This is a genomic window from Aminobacterium colombiense DSM 12261 (assembly GCF_000025885.1).
Taxonomy (GTDB): Bacteria; Synergistota; Synergistia; order Synergistales; family Aminobacteriaceae; genus Aminobacterium; species Aminobacterium colombiense.
Window position 1 is genome coordinate 42,044 of the sequence record NC_014011.1, and the last position, 20,928, is coordinate 62,971.

Genomic DNA, 20,928 nt, shown 5'->3' on the forward strand with positions numbered 1-20,928 from the left:
GTTACCGTTCTCCATTTCCATAGCCAGGAATTCTCATTTTATTTTCTATCATGTGAAGCAAGCGCATACCGCCATAATTTAAAAGAATAAAGATAATGGCGCAGGTTAAAAATATAGGCATAGGCTTATAGGTTCTTGAGACCACAAGGTTTGCCCTTGTAAGAATTTCAAGAACGCCTATTGCATAGGTTACCGAAGAATCTGTAAGAAGGATAGGATATTCATTTGACCAACCCGGCAGAGCAATGCGCAATGCCTGAGGCAGAATAATCCATATAATGGCCTGTAATTTATTCATCCCCAGTGATCGGGCCGCTAGCATCTGACCCTCCCCAAGGGAGAGGATACTGCCCCTGAAAATCTGAGATTGATAGGCGGCGCTTCGTAATCCGAGAACAACCACAGCAGTAGAAAAAGCCGAAGCATCTATCCTAAGAGAGGGAAAAATTCCAAAAAAGAAGAGGAAAAGCAATACGAGATTGGGAAGCCCCCTAAAAATCCATACGTAGGCTTTTACCATTTTCTGTATGGAAGCAGAACCATATACCTGACCAATGGCCAAAGGAAGCCCCATGCATAGACCAAGGGCCAGGGCCAGGGCTACAATTCTTAGCGTGACCAGTGTCCCCTGCAGCAAATATGGTAAGGACTGAACAACAACCTCAATGTTTTCCATCTTCTTGAATCTCCCTTGTCAAAATCATAACAAAATCAAAGTTGTAACAGAAAAAAAGGGGAATGAGCCTCATTCCCCTCATGTTTCAGGTAATTCTACCTCAAGGTGAACTGGTTTAAAACATCTTATATTTCAATTTTAATTCATTCCACATTGGGGATGTCATGAGACGGTCAAGGCCTTCATTGATGAGGTCGTGAAGTTCCTTGTCCTCTTTCCTCATAGCTACGGCATATTCCTCGCCTGTAGAGATTGTTCCGATAATTTTCATATCCTTACCTTCAACAGCCTTTGCCACAATCACATCATCCATCATAGCAGCGTCTATCCGGCCATTTTCCAGGTCTTTTGCCGCCAGTGGGAAATTATCATAAAGTTTCAGATTTTGACTGGGAATTATTCCCGTTTTGACCACATAATCTTCAAGCCACATAGCTGCAGTGCAGCCGCGCTGGGTTCCAATGGTGTGCTTTCCATCAAAAAGGTTTCCCATATTTGTGTCGGTATTGTTTCGAACGCAAACAGCCTGATTAATGATCCAGTAGACCTTGCTGAAAGCTACCACTTCGCGGCGTTCCGGAGAGGCTGTCATGCCAGAATAAACCATATCGATCTTTTTAGCGAGAAGGGCTGGAATAATTCCATCCCACGCCATGGGCTGAACCTTGACTTCGAAACCCATTTCTTTAGCGATCCATTGAATGGACTCTACGTCAAAGCCTGCGGGTTTGCCATCTTGGCCAATAAAAGAATAAGGATAGTAGTCGCCGTCAATTCCTACTATATACGTTTTCTTGTCAGCGGCAAGAACATTGCTTGCCCCAAGAACAACAAAGATACAGCACAACAAAAGTACACCAATTTTTTTCATAATGTTACCCCCTCAGTGAAATAATAATTCTTCTAGATAATAATTCATCACGCTAAAGCGCCAGTCGAGTAAAGATTATAGTGAAATAAAGGGGTGCTGTCAACAGATTTGACCATGTATTCTTGTGTGGGTTAGATATACGAAGTTTTTTAGTGTATCATAATAAAAATAGGGATGTGGGGTAAGATTAAAAAGATAAAGTGATGTTTGGCATTAAAGAGAGGGCAAGGAATGTGGAAACGAAGAGAATGTCTTTTTAACGGTATGACCATCATTGTCATAGGGGTGTTCCTTGCTATTTACCCGGGTATTATTTTTGCCGAAGAATCTAATATGGAAAAGGAGATGGCATTTATGGAAAATATCCTTCCCGCCATAGATAGCGTAGAGCATAAAAGAACTGAATTAGCGACCTTTGCCCTTGGCTGATTTTGGGGGCCAGACGCCCAGTTCGGGCTTCTTTCAGGTGTTATCAGTACAAAAGTAGGGTATACCGGAGGGGACAGGCCAGATCCCACTTATCATACGTTAGGGAATCATACGGAAAGCATTCAAGTCGTATATGATCCGGATGTTATTTCTTACGAGGACCTTTTAGAGGTCTTTACAGAAGGACATGACCCCACGCTTCCTATCTTTTCGCGGCAATATATGTCTGCCATCTTCTATGAGAACGAAGAGCAGAAGGCAGGGGCTGAGGGCTGGAAAGAACATTTGCAGCAAGAAACAGGCCGTCCAGTGCGAACGCAAATCCTCCCTCTTGAAACATTTTATCTGGCTGAGGCCTATCATCAGAAATACTGGTTGCGTATGGACAGCGCTTTTTTCCAGGAATATAAGAAGATCTATCCTTCTCTGGACAAACTTTTGCAGTCTACGGCCGTTGCAAGGGTTAACGGATACCTTGGCGGCTACGGTACCCTAAAAGAGCTTGAGGCGGAACTCCTCCTCCTTGGTCTTTCTGAGGAAGGACAAAGGAGACTTAGAAACATTGTTTTTAGCCGTTAACTATTAGGCTCCATAGAGATGAAAAGAGCTGAAGCGCTGGCTGCCTCTTGACCGGTGCTATTTTTTAAGAGAGCTGATGTGCGAATCCTCTTGCCTAGGACAGAATCAATTTTCCCATAGAATGTGTATTCTTCACCTATCTTGACTGGTTGTCTGTACCGTATTTCAAAAGTAGCTGTTACAGCCCAGATACCAGTTTCTTTCTTTACTGCCCATGCCATGGCATCATCGAAAATGGAGGCGATAATCCCGCCATGCACAATTCCTTCATACCCGCAGTGGGAGGAGTCGGGGGTTAATCGGATAATGGTTTTCCTCCGTTCACTATCCCAGTAGATTGCGAGCTTAAGGGATCGAGGGTTCGTGTTAGTGGTGTCACAAACAAAACACCCTTGCGACCCTTCCAGTTTCTCTATCATTTCTATTCAACTCCTTTGCATAGAGGTAGATTTTTTAGAAAAAGCGGATTTGAAAAACGCTATAATAATACATAAAAGGTATTTGATTGCGCAATGAAGTAATATTAAACAAGGAGGTTGGATACTGTGAGACCGGTCCATCTTGTTTATGTATCGGCAGGCAGTGGGCATCGAATAGCGGCTCGCGCGATTCAGGAAGAACTTGATAGTCGCAGAATACCGAATGTCATAATGGATTTACTCGATTTTTCGAGTGATCTCTTTAAATGGTCATATAGTGACGTATATGCTTTTGTAAGTGAACACGCCCACCTGGCGTGCAAGGTCATGTATGAACTGACTGATCAGGATAGAGAAGAAAGCGCCGCCCTTCGTCTTCTTGAAAAAATAAATATGGAGAACGTAAAGAAGTTCATGCGTTACCTTGCCGAAAATCAGCCTGATGTTTGCGTGGGAACCCATTTTTTCCCCCTTTCCGTCCTTTCCTATATGAAAGAACAGGGTTTTTACAAAGGTAAAATATACGGTGTTGTCACCGATTATGGCCTTCATCGAATGTGGGTAAGTCCCCACGTAGACGCATATTTCGTTGGCGGCGCGCCGGTAAAGAAAGATCTTGTCGAAGCAGGTATTTCCAATGATAAAGTATTAATCTCCGGCATTCCAGTATTAAGGAAGTATGCTGAGAGTTATTCAAGATATACAGAGGAAAAGCCTCTTAAAACTCCCTTCTCTTTATTGTTTGTGGCGAGTAGTGTGCCTAACTCAATAGTACTTGATATTCTCGAAGGTCTTATCGAAACAGGGATCAACCTCTCCCTCACCATCATTGCAGGTCGAAACGAAGATCTTATAGACCAGCTGGAAGGGGTGGATATTCCTCACCGGATCGATTTTAAAGTGCTTGGTTTCGTGGATAATCTGAACGACTATATGGAGGAGGCAGATCTCATGATTACCAAGCCAGGGGGACTCACTGTAAGCGAAGCGCTATGCGTCGGGGTTCCCATGATTATGATAAACCCCATACCCAAGCAGGAAATAAACAATGCCAGATATCTTGAAGCAAATGGGGCGGGGATCTGGGCAAGATCTGCAACAGATGCGGTTCATCACGTACGGGGGCTCTATACCTCTTTTGAGCGTTTGAAAAAAATAAGAGGGGCGGCGCGGAAGTTGGCCCACCCCCACTCAGCGCAAGTTATTGCTGATAAAGTGCTGCTTTCACTGAATAAGCATTCCATGTTATAAAAATGGGAAAAATAGAGTACGCCACATAAATACCTTTTGCGCTTTTCTTTTAAATGTGCTACGATTCAACACGTTCGTGTTATTAAAAATGTTTCTATTCTAAAGGGGTGTCAGTAAATGAAATGGCGTACCGGGATATGGAGTTTTCTTCTTTTATGTTCAATTTTTTTCCCCACCCAAGGTCTTGCTTCCGAAAAAAGCGGCACTTCAATGGCAATCGCAGATGGTACAGGACAGCAAGTAGAAGTTCCAGCACCAATAGAGTATGCCATCTGTTCTGGTTCGGGGTGTCTTAGGCTTCTTACTTATTTGCAAGGTCAGCACCTTGTCGTGGCAGTGGAAGACAATGAGAAAAGAAAAGATTTCGGTCCCCGTCCTTATGCTTTGGCCAACCCTCATTTTAAAGATATGCCTCTTATGGGAGAATTTCGAGGCAATGCGAACCCCGAATTAATCCTCGGTCTCAACCCTTTGCCTCAGGTTATATTTAAAACCTACCCGAATGATGGAATTCCAGCTCATGTATTGAATGAAAAAACAGGTATCCCTGTCATAGGACTTAATTATGGCAACCTGGCCCACCTCCGAGAAGATCTTTATGCCTCTTTGCGCATTATGGGAAAGGTCATTGATCGGGAAGAGCGAGCAGAGGCTATTGTTGATTTCTTTGAGAAGAGCATTGCGGATCTTAAAAGCAGAGTACAGGATGTTCCAGAAGCCGAGCAAAGAACATGTTACGTTGGAGGGGTCGCGTCGAGAGGAGCTCATGGTTTTCGATCCACGGAGCTGGCTTATCCGCCCTTTATATTTACCAAGGCTCGACATGTGGCAACTGCTGATCATGACGCTGGGGCAAAAAATACTCATGCGGATGTAGCCCGGGAAAAGCTTTTGGAATGGGATCCTGAGGTTATTTTTATAGATCTTGCCACTCTTAACGCTGGCGGGCAGGCAAGCGCTCTGTCAGAACTGAAAAATGACCCCGTTTACCAGGAACTCCAGGCCGTAAAGAGTGGCGAAGTCTACGGAGTTCTTCCTTACAACTGGTATACACAGAATTTTGGCTCCATTCTTGCCGACGCTTACTTTGTTGGCAAGGTTCTGTATCCTGAACGCTTTCAGGATATTGACCCTCCACAAAAGGCCGATGAAATTTACACATTCCTTGTTGGAAAGGGAGTTTTCAATGAAATGAACGCTCTTTTTGAGAATATGGCTTTTCAAAAAATATCTCTAAAATAGGGAAATTGTTATGCATTTGGAAGAAGGAACCCTTTCCCCGGTTTACAAAGAATATCAAGCCCAAAAAGCGCTGTGGCTTTGTGCAGGGGCTGTCCTCCTTGCTATAACGGCCATGTTGTCTATTTCCCTTGGCGCGGTCCGTATCCCTCCAATGGAAGTCCTTGCTACTGTATTAGGAAAGAGCGAGACATCTAAGTGGCAGCTTATTATTTGGAACGTTCGCCTTCCCCAGACACTTACTGCTTTAGTGGCCGGGGCAGGCCTTTCTGTTGCTGGTGTTGTTATGCAGTCCATACTGCGAAACCCTTTGGGATCGCCTTTTACCTTGGGAATCTCAAATGCGGCCGCTTTTGGCGCTGCTCTTTCTGTTATGGTTTTTGGCGCAGGGCAAATGCAGAGCAGCCAGGTGGGTGCAGTGACTCTCTTTAATCCACTCGCTGCCACAGGCGCTGCCTTTTCAACAAGTCTAATTGCTACCGGGATCATTGTGCTTCTTTCCCGAATGAGAGGAGCAACACCTGAATCCATGGTCTTAACAGGCGTGGCACTGGCCTCTCTTTTTACGGCGGCGACAATGCTCCTGCAGTATTTTGCTGATGACGCCCAACTGGCGGCCATGGTCTTCTGGACCTTCGGCGATGTGGCCAGGGCAGGGTGGAGAGAGTTACAGATAATGAGTGTTTTTATCGGGGTCGTGTTGATTTATTTCTTTGCTCACAGGTGGGATTACAATGCTATTGATGCAGGAGAAGAAGCGGCCCTTGGTCTCGGTGTTCAGGTGCAGCGTATTCGTCTTGTGGGAATGCTCTGTGCGTCACTCATTTCGTCGGTGGTTGTTGCTTTTGTAGGGGTTATTGGCTTTGTGGGCCTTGTGTGTCCTCACATGGTCCGTTTAATTATTGGTGATGACCACCGTTTTCTTATTCCGGGAACGGCTATTTTCGGTGCATTGCTGCTCCTCGGTGCAGACACAGCGGCGAGGCTTGTTCTGGCTCCGAGAGTACTGCCCGTTTCAGTGCTCACCTCTTTTCTGGGAGCGCCTCTTTTCATCTGGCTTGTTTTGCGGAGGGGACGTTTATGATCCTTTCAGTAGACGATCTTCATTTTAGCTATGGGGAAACACCTATTCTGAAAAATATTTCCCTCTCAGTGAAGAATCAGGAGATGGTTATGATTCTTGGCCCTAACGGTTCGGGCAAGACAACCCTCCTACGGTGTCTGAATGGAATTAACCGCCCTCAAAAGGGCACCATTACTCTAGAAGACAAGAACATGCGCCGCATGTCAGGACGTGAAATAGCCAGACGCATAGGGTATGTTCCTCAAAGCAGTGAGAAAGTACGGCTCACCGCTTTTGATGCCATTCTTCTCGGCCGCCGCCCCTACGTAGGTTGGCGCCTTGCAGAGAGCGATATTAAGAAGGTTGACGCAATCATCCATACCCTTGGCCTTGATGAGTTAGCCTTGCGGTATCTTGACGAGATGAGCGGTGGTGAACTTCAGAAGGTGACCATAGCTCGTGCTTTAGTTCAGGAGCCTCGCATTTTATTGCTTGACGAACCTATCAGCAGTCTCGACGTAAAGAATCAGATTGAAATTATGGAAACAATGAAACATATTATTAAAGGCCATGGGCTTTCAGCTGTTATGTCCCTTCATGACCTTACCATGGCATTGAGATATGGAGATCGTTTCGTTTTTATGAAAAAAGGAGAGATCCGCTATATTCTGGCCAGAGACGAAATCTCTCCCCAGGTTATTGCCGATATTTACGATATTTCAGTGGATATTGAGTTTGTTCACGGTTCTCCTGTCATTATTCCTGCATGGTGATTCAGGGCCGGGGAACAATCTTTTCAAAACAGGGGGCACAATAGTATTCTCCTTTGAAACACCGGGCTTTTGTCTCCATAACACCTTCTCTGCAAAGGGCGCACGTCAGGCTTTGTGCCATAGGGGCATGAGGAGGAACTGCCTCTCTCACTGTTCCAATTTCAAAAAGCTCTTCCACTGGCATGGTCATAATAGCATCGCATCGCTCTTGACGAAGGGCAGCGAAACGCCGACGTTCTTCTTCCGTTATGGTATGAGTGTTAACTTTGGCCTGAAGTTCCCGATAATCAGGACTTCCAGTCCCTTTTCCAGATTCTTTTTTTAATACAAGGCGAATGGACTTCCCGTCCTTTCTCCTATAAAAGGAAAAGGCCATTTTCCCGTAGGGACGAATAATAAGGTTTCCCTTTCCAAGTGTACATCCTGTAAGAAACTGGATAGCATCGATTCCGCACATATCTGTTTCACATAGAGCCACCATTTCTTCGTCAGAACTGTGCCCTACTTCAGCGAGAGCTATCTGGGCGGCACGTATGCCAATGGCTAAACCAGGACACCAATGTCCATGGAAATGAATAATTTGTTCAAGGCATTCAGAAGTTATTGACGGCATGGCCACAGCGAACCTCCTCTTTCGTGTTACAAAGTTTTAAAATCATAACACTATTATATATCAAGCAGTGAAAAGAAAAACCCTTTATTGAGTTTTAAAACTTTACAAAAAAAGATTTTTAGGTAAAAATGTTTGCGTTCAGGGAAGACCTGAAAAGAAATTAAAAAATTAATTAAGGAGAATGTGACCCCTATGCTTACTAATATCCTCACCGCCTTGGCTGTTGTTGTGAATGGTATCCCTCAGGGATTGCTGGCACTCAGTTTTGGTTTTGCTGCCTTCCCCACGGCTATCGCTTTTATTATTGGTATTGCTGGCTCTCTTGCATTTAACTCTGTTGCCACCATCTCTTTCCAGGCAGAAACGATCACTTTGGCAGGAACAATGGGACGTAACGTCCGCGAACGCCTTAGCCTTGTTTTCTGGGGCGCGGCTTTTCTTTTTATCCCCTCTGTTTTCGGATTGAATGAAGCCATTGTTGCCTTTATTGGCCCTACCATCGTAACATCTATGATGGCAGGCGTTGGAATTATGCTGGCCTATGTGGCCATTGAACTTTTCAATGCTGAACGGTGGTCTGGAACTGCTTCTATGATTTCGGGGCTTGCTGTCTGGCTTGTAACAAAAGATCTGGCATGGACAATTATTATATCTGTTCTTGTTTCTACTGCCGTCTATAACTACCTTCGAGTCAGCAAAAAAGTTGCTATTGAGGAAACAAAAATTGACCTTTCCAGAGAGCGCTTTAACTTTGGTGACATTGAGTGGCGTTTCTGGAAAAACCCCCGTGTTTTTGTAGGAGCCCTTGCTCTCGCTTGTCTTAACATCGGAGCTAATATCAGTTTTGGAAAGATCACAGGAAGCATTGCCGGGGCCGAGACAAATATCGACCACCTTGCCATTTACTCCAGTCTGGCCGATATGGGGTCTTCTCTTTTTGGCGGCGGTCCTGTGGAAGCTATTATCTCTGGGACAGCTACAGCACCTAAGCCCATTCTAGCTTCTGTGCTTATGATGGGCATTATGGCCGTGATCCTTCTTATGAAACTTCTTCCCATTATTGGCCAGTACGTCCATCGTTCGTCTATTGCCGGGTTTCTGTTTATTCTTGGTACTTTTGTTACTTTTGCTACCAACATTCAGGGAGCCATTGCTTCCGCTCCGGAATTTGCCGGTCCTTACGGGTTTGGTCCCTGGGGCATGGTGATTGGGGCGACGACCCTTGTCTCTGCCCGGTGGAACCCATTCTTTGGCCTCTTGGCCGGGTTGGCGATAAAATTTTATTTTGGAGTGTGATGCAAAAATGAACGACACCTACGAACTGCATATTTCTGGATTAACCAGGAATCTAAAAAAGGTGAGAGTCGCAGATGACCTTGTTATAGCATCGTTTGTAATGCTTGGAGATACAGAACTCATTGAACGGACGGCTGAGGACCTTTATCGTAAACTTCCAGATGGCATTGATTATCTAGTCTGTCCTGAGGCAAAAGGAATTCCCCTTACTCATGCTATTGCCAGACGTTTAGGCATTAATTACGTTATAGTCCGTAAGTCTGTAAAGGGATATATGGAAAATCCCGTGATAGAAAAGGTGCAGTCCATTACTACCCGTGAGCCGCAGATTATAGTTCTCGACGGCCTGGATGCCCAAAAGCTGGAAAACAAGCGGGTGTGTATTGTAGACGACGTGGTCTCCACAGGGGGATCCCTCAAAGCCCTTGAGAGCCTTCTTTCCCACGTTAATTGCACAGTGGTGACCAAGGTTGCCGTTCTTCTCGAGGAAGGCGGTTACGAAAGTAAGGATCTGGTCTATCTCGCGAGGTTGCCCGTATTTAAAGAATAGTTACTTTTTAGACAGCATAAAAGCTCAGCTTTTTCGAAAAAGCTGAGCTTTTATGCTGTTCGAACGTCTGTTCGAAACACTCTTTCCAGGAAAATAGGGTGTCGCTCAGAGATAATTCAGAGGAAGGAGCACTTATGCCGGCTCAAACCGGATCGTACGCATAGAGTTCAAAACAGCAAGCAAGGCAACCCCTACATCGGCGAATACAGCTTCCCACATTCCTGCCATTCCAGCTATTCCAAGGGCGATGAAAAAGCCTTTTGTAGCAAGGGCCAGGATTATATTCTGCCAGACGATTTTACGGGTTCGGCGAGCCAGAACAAGGGCATCCGCAACCTTGGATGGATTATCGTCGAGGATGACCACGTCAGCTGTTTCTATTGCTGCTTCTGAGCCAAGGCCTCCCATAGCTATGCCGATGTCGGCAGCGGCTAAAGCAGGGGCATCGTTGAGGCCATCACCCACAAAGATGGTTGTTTCATTGGCAGACAGCCCTGATTTCAGCCTGGCCAGCTCCGCAACCTTATCCTGGGGCAAAAGGCTGGCGACGTATTGATCTACGCCTATCTCACGAGCTACCCACTCCGCTCCCTTTTCGGTATCGCCTGTCAGCATGATCGTAGCCGCCAATCCGGCCTTCTTGAGGGCTTTCAATGTGCTGTGCGCGTCAGGACGGATCACATCAGAAACAATAATATAACCGAGGTACTGACCGCCCTTTGCTATGTGGACTACGGTTCCCCGCTCCGGGTCTGAAAGGTTCTGGAAACCTTCTCCCTCTAAGAATTTTTTATTCCCAGCAAGGATCCGATGACCTTCAACAATGCCCCGTAAGCCCTTTCCGGAGATTTCTTCGAGATCTTTTGGAGGTAAAAGTTCTATTCCTCCCGCCGCCTCAGTAATTGAACGGGCGATGGGGTGATTCGAGCCTTGTTCCAGCGAGGCGGCTAGGGAAAGTATCTCTTCTTCTGAAACTCCCTGCTGGGGCACAATCTTTGTTACAGAGAAAACCCCTTGTGTCAGGGTTCCTGTCTTGTCAAAAGCCACCACTTTCGCAGAATTCATAGCATCAAGGACATTTCCACCCTTTATGAGGATGCCATGGCGCGATCCAGCCCCTATTCCTCCAAAATATCCAAGAGGAATACTGATCACCAAAGCGCAGGGGCATGAAATAACGAGAAGGACCAGCGCCCGATAAATCCAATTCATAAACGAACCATTTCCGAGAAGGGGTGGAATGGCGGCTACTGCTAAAGCTCCCATAACTACTGCAGGAGTGTAGTAGCGGGCAAAGGTTGTAATAAACCGTTCAGTTGGCGATTTCCGCGCTACAGCGAACTCGACCATTTCAAGAATTCGCGCAATAGTTGTTTCTTCAAAGGCAGATGTTACACGAATGGTGAGAGCCCCTCGTAGGTTTATGCTTCCGCCATATACCCTTTTGCCAGGTTCTGCCGTTACAGGTATCGATTCCCCGGTGAGGGGGGATTGATCAATTTGGGAAATTCCCGATTCAATAATTCCATCCAGGGGGATTTTTTCTCCCGGCCGAACCAGGATATGGTCGTTTACGGCAACATCTTCGGGTTTGACATTTCTTTCTTCTCCGCCGCTAAGGAGTCTGGCAAATTGAGGGCGAGCAGCAAGAAGGGCGCGGATAGAGCTGCGGGACCTTGATGCTGATAATTCCTGGAATAGTTCTCCAGTTCTATAAAAAAGCATAACTGCTACAGCCTCTGGAAGTTCCCCAATAAGAATGGCAGCGATTGTGGCGATAGACATTAGGAAGAACTCGTCCATGCCTTTCAGGCCCTTTAGATTTTTAACGGTACTCCAGAGCACTTCCTGTCCGCTAAGAAAGTAAGCGGCGAGGAAGATGGAATATTCACCTAGGCTATAAGGTGTTGCTGCCAGCTGTTCTCTAAAAGCAAGTCCTATGATAAAGAGGATGGCGGCAATTCCAAGGCCCTTTCCTTCTTCCTTAAATCTCTTTATTAAAAAACTCTTGCCTGAAGAGGGCTTTTCTGAAGAAGCATTTTCCACATTATTAACGGGTGTTACTGTTACCCCTGGTTCTATGCGAGTTACAATGGCCCTGATCTTTTCCTCAAGGTCACTTCCATCGTTCTCAACTCTCAATATTTTTGTATCGATATCAAACAATACCCCACTTACTCCTGGAAGGGCGGATATGTCTGCCTCTATTCGAGAAGCGCAACTCTGACAGTTCAGTTTCTTAATTCTATAGAGCGGCATCGGTACTCACATCCTTTTTGGCCAGTTTTAGAACAATGCTAAAAGAAAGCGCCGTAAATGCTTCCTGCCACAGTGGATAAAAAAATAACAAGGGCAACGTAGGCTGCTGTTTTTTTTGTTCCCATAATGTTACGGATCACCAGCATGTTGGGAAGGGAAAGGGCAGGTCCTGCCAGAAGGAGCGCAAGAGCAGGGCCTTTGCCCATACCGGCTCCCATAAGCCCTTGGAGAATGGGGACTTCTGTCAATGTGGCGAAATACATGAAAGCTCCGGCAACGGAGGCAAAAAAGTTCGAAAAGATTGAGTTCCCTCCGACAAGGGCCGCAACATAATGACTTGGAATAAGGGCTTCGTAGCCGGGACGGCCCAACAAGAAGCCCGCAAGAAGAACCCCCGAAAAAAGCAGGGGTAATACTTGCAGCCCATATCCCCATGTAGCGCTGAGCCATTCAGTTTGCTCATCACGGGAAAACCACTTCATTGTTGTCAAAAGAGTAGAACCAAGGGCAGTTCCTGCCAAGATCCACTTTGCATCATATATCGCGGCCCATGTTCCGGACTCTACCTTGGGGGCGGCCCAGTTGGCAAATATAAGAAAGAAGACCATGCTGGCCATAGTCCATAGGGTTTTCCATAGGGGACGGGCTGGTTCTTCAATAGGTAGAGAAGCGAACCCTTCTTGCCGCTTCTTTTCTTCTTCTTTAAAAATGAAAGCCATTGCAAGTCCTATAAGTATGCTGAAAGAGATAGCGCCAATGGCACGGGCGAGCCCCATTTCAAAACCGAGAACTCGGGCTGTCAATATAATGGCGAGGATGTTGATGGCCGGGCCTGAATAGAGAAAGGCAGAAGCAGGGCCAATACCGGCTCCACGGCTGTAAATTCCCGCAAAAAGGGGAAGGACGGTGCATGAACAGACCGCAAGGATAGTGCCTGAAACAGCAGCGACAGAGTATGAAACGATTTTTTGCGCCTGGTTTCCAAGATATTTCATCACTGACTGCTGACTGACGAAAACAGAAATCGCTCCAGCAATAAAAAATGCGGGAACAAGGCAAAGCAGTACATGCTCCCTGGCATATTCATGAAGCATGGCGAAGGCTTCTATAGCGGCTCCATGTACTCGGGGATTGTTGGCTGGTAAAAAATAAAAGAAAAGGAAAGCTGCAACGATCCATATAAATTTTTTGCGGTCACTCATAACAAAAGACTTCCTTTCACTTATAGGTGGCGGATAGTTCACATAAGGGCCTAAAATAAACCCCGACGGCTAATCGGGGGTATGTTTTTATTTTGCCTTCTCGCGAAGAAGGTCTTTCAGAACTGCTTCTGTTGGAACCCGACCGGATAAAAGAACCTTCCCGTCTACAACAAGGCCGGGAGTTCCCAGCACTCCAAAGGACATAATCTCTTTAATATCTGTTACCTTTTCAATTTCGTAATCGAGGTCTAGCTCCTGAGCCACTTTTTCTGCCATTTCAGCAAGTTTTTTACATTTTGGGCAACCTGTTCCCAATATCTGTATTTTCATCTTCCCTCTCCTTTCTCGCCGCACAAAAACACTGTAAGTGATGTTCCTCATAAACTGGATGCCCCTGGATAACGCGCTCAACACATTGAAGCATTGAAGCGAGGCAGCGCATTTTCAGAGAATAGTAAATATGCAGCCCGTCTTTTCGGTCTTCAATAATGTGGAGATCGCGGAGTATGGCTAAATGTTTGCTGATCGTCGTCCTGTCAAAGTGAAAAAGTTCCGCTATTTCACAGGCGCACATCTCACCCTTTTCCAGAGTTTCCACAATAGAAAGACGAACAGGATGACCTAGGGCTTTGAAAATAGCTGCTTTTTCCTGTTGTAGGCTTGCGTCCAAGTCAACCCCTCCTTATGTGGCGATATTACCACATAAGGAGGGGTACCTGTCAATGCCTATTGTGCAAATGTAAGCATTCCAGAGGAGAGCTCATATCCCCGGCGGGTTACATGTTCTAGAAAGGGAATGTCATGTGAGGCAATGATGAGAGCCATGTCAAGTTGATTTAGAACGTCTACAAGGTTTTGCCAGGCCCTTTCATCGAGACCGCTTGAAGGTTCGTCGAGCAACAATAGGTCTGGTTTCATTGCAAGAACAGCAGCTAAGGCCCCGAGTCTCTTTTGTCCTCCGGAAAGGGCGTAAGGAGGGGTATGAGCGAGGTTGTCTATGTTAAGGGTTTTCAAAACATTTATAGCTTGTTCATAGGCTTCTTCTTTATTTATTCCTCCATTGAGAGGGCCAAAGAGCACATCATCAAGCAGGGTCGGGCAAAAGAGCTGGTCATCGGGATCTTGAAAAAGAAAGCCTATGGTTTGACGTAAATATCGAAGATCCTTTTGGTTTTTAATAACTTTCCCCTTAACAATAATGTCTCCCTTCTGTGGGCGAAGCAGGCCCATTATCAGAGAGAAAAGAGTTGTTTTACCCGCACCATTTTCCCCTCGAATATAAATTTTTTCTTTCTCAAAAATTTCAAAAGAGAGATGTGTAAACAGAGGCGAACTTCTGGGATAGGCAAAAGCAATACTTTTTAAGCGTAACAGTGGCATCATAGAATAAAACACCCAGCCAACAAAATGTAGAGGGCTGCCATGCAAAGAGTATCAGGGGGGGAGGATGTCGCGCAAAAGGAGAAAAAGGGAAAAGAGCCGTTAAAACCTCGTAACGCCATAGCTTTAGAGACTCGCTCTGAACGGATGATACTTCGTATAAGCAGCATACCGACGAGGTTGCCGTAAGCTCTAAAAGTTGAAAAGGATACAGTGGGATGAAATCCCCTTAACACCATGCTTTTATGAATTTTTTGTGCTTCTTCCGATAAAACGTGAGCGTATCGATAAGTAAAATGAAGCAAAAGAATAAGTTTTTGAGGCACGTGAAGACGATGAAGTGCCTGTAAAAGATCTGGCATTGTTGTTGTTCGTAAAAGTGAGATGAAAGCCAAAGTTGCCGCATGAGCTCGTATTGTAATAAGCAATGCAAGGCGCACACCATTTTCAGAGGAAAGGGGAAGCGTGAGCCACATCATAAGAAGAAAGCTATCAAGGGCAAGAAGGCGAGTGATAATAACTTTGATAGGAATACGGGCAATAGTGACAAGCATGAAGGCATACATCAGCAGAAAAAATTGAGCGGCAACTGATGGCAAAAGAGCGACACATAAGGCGAAAAGAAAGACAAGCACAACTTTGATTGCTGCAGAGACTCGACTTAAAAAACTATCAGGAATATAAACTTGGTAATTCAATGAAGGGAAGTTACTATTGCCCATATTTTTTACGTCCTCCAGCCCAGAAAGCCATCCCGGCAAGGCCTGCAATATACCCTATTCCTCCGATAATTTCACTGAATTTAGGTTTCGAAAGTTCCTTTCGGAGCAGGGAAAGTTCGTTCCGGATAGGGGCTATTTCTTTCTGAACAATTTCTTGTGTGAGAGCAGAAATCTTTTCTTCAGAAAGAGAACTTGCTGTATTTGAACTTTCTGATGCCACTAAAGCTGTTTTTTCGATTCTATCGTTTGGTTCTGCTGCTTCTATGGTTACTATAGTTTGACCCAGATGTCCTATCCCGCCATTTACCGAGACTAGAAGAGATTGAATACCTATTGCATCAACGGGGATAGAAAATTGTCCCCTTTCGTCTGTCGTTCCTTCGACGATGAGGCTGTTATTTTTAGCATTTTTAACGTGTATTGCAGAATGACGGGCAGGCGCTCCATCATTGAAATAGGCTTCTCCAACGAGGGTGTTGTTTTCCATATAGGCGAAAACATTTAGTTTATGGGCAGACGCAGGGCCAGTCCACAAAAAAAGAAGCACAGTCATACTCACAAATTTAAGGGATAACGTTTTTATTTCCATTTCTCCCAATCCTCCAAAAGAGATGGCATAGTGCGAAAGACGTATGTTGCGACAAAAACTCCGATAAGAGACTCTATTCCCATAATGGGAATATGGGCAAGAAGAATAAGTTTGGCAGTCATGAAAAATACCTCACCACTTCCTGCAAGGGCAAGGGCCGTAAAAATACCGGCACCAGCTACTCCTGTCGCTCCAGCAAGAGCCCCGGCAAGCCAGGCAGGCTTGCCAAGATGAAGAACATATCGTCCTAATAGACCTCCCAATACGCCAGATAGACTCATGGTGCATGTATTGACTCCGAGCACCACAACCCCTCCGAATTGAAAAAGGAGGGCCTGAAGAAAGAGAGCAACAAGATATGAGGGAAAAAGACCCATTCCTAATATAAGGCCTCCAATGCCGTTCAAAACCAGGTGGGCACTTGTCGGACCGATGTTGACATGTATAAGAGATGAAACAAACAAAGCAGCAGAGACGATCCCCGCACGAGGGATCATCTCTGCATCAATTCTTTTTAAGCCTACTGCAACACCTGCAGCAGCTCCTGTTGCCCCAATGAGAAGAACAGGGAGAGAAAGAACGCCTTCCGCAATATGCATTAGTTTTTATTCACCGTTTTCAGCCACAAAACTGCCCCTAATTCTATAGCGGCATCATTTTTACCATCAGGAGTTTTCATTGTTTCAGGAGCATCGGAAAGAGCTGCAAAACCCCACCAGCCTTCCCAAGGCATTACATACGTAAAAATACCTTGGTCATCTGTGCGTACTACTTGAGTAATAAAAGGATCAGCCGGAGCTTTAATGGCCTTTTTATCATTATAAAACTCGACTTCTACGTCTGCGCCGGAAACAGGTTTTCCATCAACCACAACTTTTCCTTGAAAAACATTTCCTGCCCACAGACCATAAGGATGAGTAAGAGGAAGAATTTCTGCACGAAGCCCTACTGCTTCATCCCAGCCATCTTTCATTCCGAACGCGTTAACAATGGTTTTTGTGTAATGAATAATATATTTGTTTTCTGCTGGCTCCCAATATGGAGAGGGTTCTACGTAAAAGATATGGTCTCCAGGGCGTTTTACTACATAAGATGCCTTCCAGCTTTTCAAACCGTCTTTAGATATTTTTTCATTAAGAAAGTTCAGAAGATCTGTTTTTTCTGAGCGAACCAGAACCCCAAATTGAACGGGCTTTTCCATATTCATAAGGTGTTGTTCAAAAGGATGTGTGAAGAGAAGATCAAGATCAATTTGTTTGTTGTCATCTTGGGATACGATATTTTGATTAGGAATAATAACTTGAAAATGTGCCCGTAATGGAGAGGCAAAAACAAAAAAAGAGCAAACCATAACAAGAGGAACAATAATTTGTTTTTTCCAGATTCTCACCGCTAAAAACCCCCTCAAAAATTATCGTAACACGAATTTCTATTATAGTGTTACTCTTTGGACTTAGTTTGTCAAGTTAAATAACGGTATAATATATAAAAGGTCCATAGTCCGCTTTGCTTTCTTGTGTTTTTTGATACCGACATTGTTTTATCAGGTTAAAAGAGTACCGGTGGCAGCTTGGTTTATGACATTGAAAATTGAAAATGAAGGGAGGGGCAATCATGAAGAAGCATGAATTTTATATTGTAGATGTTTTTGCGGAAAAAAAATATTCGGGGAACCAGCTTGCTGTAGTTCTTGGAGCAGGAGATCTTTCGAAAGAGGATATGGAGAGTATTACGAGAGAGATGAACTATTCAGAAACAACCTTTATTTTGAATCATTCTCCAGTAAACGGAGGCTATCCTGCACGGATATTTACTCCAGGGGGGGAAGTCCCTTTTGCAGGCCATCCCACTTTGGGAACAGCTGCTGTTATCGCCAGGGAAATAGCGCCTGGAAACCCTGATTTTATTACTTTAAACCTCCAGGTTGGGCCGATTCCCGTGATGAGAAAGGATCATCTTTATATTATGAAGCAGAACCAGCCAGAGTTCGGCCCTGTCTATCCCCCCGAAGATCTGGCGAGGGTGTTGTCCATTGATGCAAAGGAAATAGAAACAGGTGCCCCTGTCCAATGGGTTTCCACCGGTTTGCCCACAGTTATAGTGCCTCTTAAACGAAGAGAGGTCCTGAGTCGAATCTGCATAAATCGTAATGAATACGAGGATTTCATAGAGAGAATGGGCAAAGTCGCAATTTCAATCTATTGCAAAGAACCTATCCACAGACATAACCATCTTCATGTCAGGGTTCTTACCTCGTGTTTCGGGGTGGAAGAAGATCCCGCAACGGGAAGCTCTGGAGGGTGCCTGGCTGCCTATCTTGTTCGCCATAAGGTCATGGGGGCATCTGTAATAGAGGATGTGAGGGTAGAACAGGGATACTCTCTTCAGCGTCCCTCTCTTCTTTTTCTCTCTGCATCCGACCAGGATGGCGGAAAAATTGATGTACACGTGGGCGGAAGCGTCATTTTTGTAGCAAAGGGCGAGTTGATCTAAAAAGGGCTGTCCTTTTCGTGGACAGCCCTTTTATCTGATTAACTATTTTGATCAATAGGAACCAGGTTTTTTCCCGACTAAAGAGCCGGAGTTTTTTTGTCTCTTCCCGCCTTTTACGGCAACGGCCATTTTCTTTTCAGTCCATCGCGCCAGGCGCACGAAGGGCAACCCAAGCAAAAAATAAATGATGGCAACAATAATGCCAGTGCCGAAATAGTCGTAATAGGTTGTAGCCAGCTGGCCATAGGCCTTTGTCAAATCCACCATGGTAATGACGGAGACCAGTGACGAATCTTTCAAAAGAGAGATAAAGTCATTGGTTACCGGTGGCAAGGCGACTCGCAAGGCCTGAGGCAATACCACGTGTCTCAGAGCCTGCCACCGTGTCATTCCAAGAGCCAAAGCCCCTTCCATTTGTTGGCGAGGCACAGATAGGAGCCCAGCTCTGTAGTTTTCAGCTTCATAGGCGGCGTAATTGAGCCCAAGGCCTAATATTCCGGCAAAGAACGGGCTCAGTTTTATCCCTATGTTGGGGAGACCATAAAATATAAAGAAGAGCTGAATCAGGACAGGCGTTCCCCGAATTGCCTCAATATATCCGATGGCCAGACGAGAGAGCAAAGTAGGCCCAAATATTTTAGTCATGGCCAAAAGCAGGCCGAGGAAAATAGCCAGAACCATAGATGCAATGGATACCTTCATGGTAACGATGGCTGCCTTGCCCAATATAGGCAGGAAGCTTGCGTATCGATTTAACCGTTTGGCTAAAGTAATGTCAGGTTTTTGGTGTTCCGCCCAATGGTTGAACATGGAAGCTTCGATCTTGCTTGGAGAAAAATCCTGAAACATTTCGGCCATCATGGGGCTCCACATGTTCCAGCGGTCATAGATCTCCCGAAGTTTCCCGCTGTCTCGAAGATAGACGATAGCTTCATTTATATCTGAAAGCAGTTGCTTGTCTTCTTTGCGAACAGCAATTCCATACTCCATACGTCCAACGGGAGGGCCCACAAATACTATTTCAGGGTTGAACCCTGCATAGTAGACGCCGATGGGATCGTCAAAGAGTGTTGCGTCAAGACGTCCGTTTTCGAGATCGTTAAAGGCATTGATCTCATCTTCGTAGGTTCGTATGTCCTTAATGCCGGCCTCTACGAGGGTGAAATAAGCATAGGATTGTTTTAGGGTTCCCACAACTTTTCCCTTGCAATCTTCAAGGGTTTCAATGTCTTTTGTCCCCTTCCGGACGGCAATCTGTAGAAAGGTTGCGTAGTAAGGTATGGAGAAATTTACAACCTCTTTATGTTCCGGCGTGATTTCAAGGCCATCAAGGGTGACATCGTATAAATGTCGTTCCAGGCCAGGAATAAGATTATCCCATCCGTTCTGGACAAATTCGGTTTCCATACCAAGATAATCGGCGATGGCATCTATGATCTCCACTTCGTAGCCAATGAGGCGATCCATATCGAAGGGATCGTAGAACATATAGGGTACGCCCCCCTCAGTATCTCCTCCCCATTTGAGCACAGGTTTATCGGTAGCGTAGAGAGGAGACCCACACGCCGCAAAAACAATAAACAGAGCGCAAAGGAATCGTATCAGCCTTTTCATTTATGCTACATCCTCTGAAAAGTGTCTGAGAAATGCTTTCGTTCGTTTGTTTTGAGGTGTTTCAAACAGAACATCGCCGTCAGCCATTTCAACGATCTCCCCGCCGTCCATAAAGACAATATAGTCAGAAGCGTTGCGGGCGAATCGCATTTGATGGGTTACGATGATCTGAGTCATGCCTTCATTATCAAGATCTTTCATGACCTGCAGAACTTCCCCCACTAATTCGGGGTCGAGGGCTGAAGTCGGTTCATCATAGAGCATGACTTTGGGATTCATGGCGAGGGCGCGAGCAATAGCCCCACGTTGAGTTTGTCCGCCAGATAGGGTGGCTGGATATTTGTGGGCGTGTTCGGAAAGGCCAACTTTTTCAAGCAATCTCAACGCTATTTCATGAGCTTCTTCTTCACTGGCCTTTTTAACGACCATAGGGGCCAGCATAACATTTTCGAGAACGGTCCGGTGAGGAAAAAGATTAAAACTTTGAAATACCATTCCAACTTCCTGTCTCATATGATGACAGGCTTCCAGAAAGCTTTTGTCCAGTTCCTTTTCCTTGCCGGTGCGGCTTACCGTAACGCCGGCGATAGTAATGGTTCCGGAATCGATGTACTCGAGACAATTGAGACACCGTAAGAACGTTGACTTGCCGCATCCTGACGGCCCTATGATAGAGACCAGATCCCCCTCATGAATGTCTATGGAGATTCCATTCAAAACTTCTCCATCCTCAAAGCTCTTGTACAGATTTTCAACGTGAATCAAAGGTATAGCCGCACGTGTCAACCCGTCTCAACCTCCTAACTATTTTTTTGTGTGATTTCACTCTCCCCGATTTGGTTTTGAGTCTTCATATTTTGATTACAAGCAGGCATAGTATGACAGAAAAAAAAGCAGATGCAAGATGTAA

At 45.4% G+C, this 20,928-nt stretch carries 23 protein-coding genes; 8 read left to right on the forward strand and 15 right to left on the reverse strand.

Annotated features, from left to right (window positions below):
* Position 1 precedes the first annotated feature (1 nt).
* Both AMICO_RS00235 and AMICO_RS00240 read right to left on the reverse strand, forming a co-directional pair.
* Positions 2–676 (reverse strand): amino acid ABC transporter permease, encoded by a 675-nt coding sequence (locus tag AMICO_RS00235; protein WP_013047462.1) that lies wholly within the window; start codon positions 674–676, stop codon positions 2–4.
* A 115-nt stretch (positions 677–791) separates the two neighbouring features.
* Entirely contained in the window at positions 792–1,547 is a 756-nt protein-coding gene (locus tag AMICO_RS00240) for a transporter substrate-binding domain-containing protein (protein WP_013047463.1), read from the reverse strand.
* Positions 1,548–1,811: 264 nt separating this feature from the next.
* On the opposite strand from AMICO_RS00240, the gene msrA reads away from it, so the two are divergent.
* A complete protein-coding gene (gene msrA / locus AMICO_RS00245; protein WP_013047464.1) occupies positions 1,812–2,555 on the forward strand; it encodes a peptide-methionine (S)-S-oxide reductase MsrA in 744 nt (247 codons plus the stop codon).
* Here the strand turns inward: msrA and AMICO_RS00250 are convergent.
* The gene (locus AMICO_RS00250) at positions 2,552–2,974 is read right to left on the reverse strand and encodes a PaaI family thioesterase (protein WP_013047465.1); all 423 of its coding nucleotides are present in this window, start codon (positions 2,972–2,974) and stop codon (positions 2,552–2,554) included. The two genes, msrA and AMICO_RS00250, sit on opposite strands and share 4 nt — an antisense overlap.
* Positions 2,975–3,100: 126 nt before the next feature.
* Between AMICO_RS00250 and AMICO_RS00255 the strand changes: the two genes are divergently transcribed.
* The 4 genes from AMICO_RS00255 (at position 3,101) to AMICO_RS00270 (ending at position 7,300) form a co-directional block, all read left to right on the forward strand.
* On the forward strand, positions 3,101–4,225 hold the full coding sequence (locus AMICO_RS00255; RefSeq protein WP_013047466.1) for an MGDG synthase family glycosyltransferase: 1,125 nt from the start codon (positions 3,101–3,103) through the stop codon (positions 4,223–4,225).
* 117 nt (positions 4,226–4,342) lie between these two features.
* Complete coding sequence (locus AMICO_RS00260) at positions 4,343–5,467, forward strand: iron ABC transporter substrate-binding protein (protein WP_013047467.1); 1,125 nt, start codon at positions 4,343–4,345, stop codon at positions 5,465–5,467.
* A gap of 10 nt (positions 5,468–5,477) precedes the next feature.
* Positions 5,478–6,548, forward strand: a complete 1,071-nt coding sequence (locus AMICO_RS00265) for a FecCD family ABC transporter permease (RefSeq protein ID WP_013047468.1) — start codon at positions 5,478–5,480, stop codon at positions 6,546–6,548.
* Positions 6,545–7,300: an ABC transporter ATP-binding protein gene (locus tag AMICO_RS00270; protein WP_013047469.1), complete on the forward strand. Its 756-nt coding sequence runs from the start codon at positions 6,545–6,547 to the stop codon at positions 7,298–7,300. The genes AMICO_RS00265 and AMICO_RS00270 overlap by 4 nt, the downstream gene beginning before the upstream one ends.
* Position 7,301: 1 nt before the next feature.
* Here the strand turns inward: AMICO_RS00270 and AMICO_RS00275 are convergent, their stop codons facing one another.
* Positions 7,302–7,913, reverse strand: coding sequence for an FmdE family protein (locus tag AMICO_RS00275; protein WP_013047470.1), 612 nt, complete (start codon positions 7,911–7,913; stop codon positions 7,302–7,304).
* 192 nt (positions 7,914–8,105) lie between these two features.
* On the opposite strand from AMICO_RS00275, the gene AMICO_RS00280 reads away from it, so the two are divergent.
* Entirely contained in the window at positions 8,106–9,209 is a 1,104-nt protein-coding gene (locus AMICO_RS00280; protein ID WP_013047471.1) for a guanine permease, read from the forward strand.
* Between the two features lie 7 nt (positions 9,210–9,216).
* Positions 9,217–9,759 carry a phosphoribosyltransferase family protein gene (locus AMICO_RS00285; RefSeq protein WP_013047472.1) on the forward strand — a complete coding sequence of 181 codons (543 nt, stop codon included), beginning with the start codon at positions 9,217–9,219 and terminating at the stop codon, positions 9,757–9,759.
* Between the two features lie 132 nt (positions 9,760–9,891).
* On the opposite strand, the gene AMICO_RS00290 is transcribed toward AMICO_RS00285, so the two are convergent.
* The 9 genes from AMICO_RS00290 to AMICO_RS00330 form a co-directional block, all read right to left on the reverse strand.
* Positions 9,892–12,018, reverse strand: a complete 2,127-nt coding sequence (locus tag AMICO_RS00290) for a heavy metal translocating P-type ATPase (RefSeq protein WP_013047473.1) — start codon at positions 12,016–12,018, stop codon at positions 9,892–9,894.
* Positions 12,019–12,056: 38 nt separating this feature from the next.
* Positions 12,057–13,220 (reverse strand): permease, encoded by a 1,164-nt coding sequence (locus tag AMICO_RS00295; protein ID WP_013047474.1) that lies wholly within the window; start codon positions 13,218–13,220, stop codon positions 12,057–12,059.
* Between the two features lie 87 nt (positions 13,221–13,307).
* Positions 13,308–13,550, reverse strand: coding sequence for a thioredoxin family protein (locus tag AMICO_RS00300; protein WP_013047475.1), 243 nt, complete (start codon positions 13,548–13,550; stop codon positions 13,308–13,310).
* Positions 13,510–13,890, reverse strand: coding sequence for an ArsR/SmtB family transcription factor (locus AMICO_RS00305; protein WP_013047476.1), 381 nt, complete (start codon positions 13,888–13,890; stop codon positions 13,510–13,512). The genes AMICO_RS00300 and AMICO_RS00305 overlap by 41 nt, the downstream gene beginning before the upstream one ends.
* 56 nt (positions 13,891–13,946) lie before the next feature.
* Positions 13,947–14,603, reverse strand: a complete 657-nt coding sequence (locus tag AMICO_RS00310) for an energy-coupling factor ABC transporter ATP-binding protein (protein WP_013047477.1) — start codon at positions 14,601–14,603, stop codon at positions 13,947–13,949.
* Positions 14,600–15,322: a cobalt ECF transporter T component CbiQ gene (cbiQ, locus tag AMICO_RS00315; protein WP_013047478.1), complete on the reverse strand. Its 723-nt coding sequence runs from the start codon at positions 15,320–15,322 to the stop codon at positions 14,600–14,602. The genes AMICO_RS00310 and cbiQ overlap by 4 nt, the downstream gene beginning before the upstream one ends.
* Positions 15,312–15,911, reverse strand: a complete 600-nt coding sequence (locus AMICO_RS00320; protein WP_013047479.1) for a NikL family nickel/cobalt ECF transporter subunit — start codon at positions 15,909–15,911, stop codon at positions 15,312–15,314. Before AMICO_RS00320 ends, cbiQ begins: the two co-directional genes overlap by 11 nt.
* The gene (cbiM, locus tag AMICO_RS00325) at positions 15,902–16,510 is read right to left on the reverse strand and encodes a cobalt transporter CbiM (protein WP_013047480.1); all 609 of its coding nucleotides are present in this window, start codon (positions 16,508–16,510) and stop codon (positions 15,902–15,904) included. Before cbiM ends, AMICO_RS00320 begins: the two co-directional genes overlap by 10 nt.
* Positions 16,510–17,301 (reverse strand): DUF4198 domain-containing protein, encoded by a 792-nt coding sequence (locus AMICO_RS00330; RefSeq protein ID WP_013047481.1) that lies wholly within the window; start codon positions 17,299–17,301, stop codon positions 16,510–16,512. The genes cbiM and AMICO_RS00330 overlap by 1 nt, the downstream gene beginning before the upstream one ends.
* A 224-nt stretch (positions 17,302–17,525) precedes the next feature.
* On the opposite strand from AMICO_RS00330, the gene AMICO_RS00335 reads away from it, so the two are divergent.
* Positions 17,526–18,404: a PhzF family phenazine biosynthesis protein gene (locus tag AMICO_RS00335; protein WP_013047482.1), complete on the forward strand. Its 879-nt coding sequence runs from the start codon at positions 17,526–17,528 to the stop codon at positions 18,402–18,404.
* A 51-nt stretch (positions 18,405–18,455) separates the two neighbouring features.
* Here AMICO_RS00335 and AMICO_RS00340 read toward each other — a convergent pair whose 3' ends face one another.
* Both AMICO_RS00340 and AMICO_RS00345 read right to left on the reverse strand, forming a co-directional pair.
* Positions 18,456–20,018, reverse strand: coding sequence for an ABC transporter substrate-binding protein/permease (locus AMICO_RS00340; protein WP_013047483.1), 1,563 nt, complete (start codon positions 20,016–20,018; stop codon positions 18,456–18,458).
* Complete coding sequence (locus tag AMICO_RS00345) at positions 20,019–20,804, reverse strand: amino acid ABC transporter ATP-binding protein (RefSeq protein WP_013047484.1); 786 nt, start codon at positions 20,802–20,804, stop codon at positions 20,019–20,021. It abuts the gene before it with no gap.
* Positions 20,805–20,928: the final 124 nt, after the last annotated feature.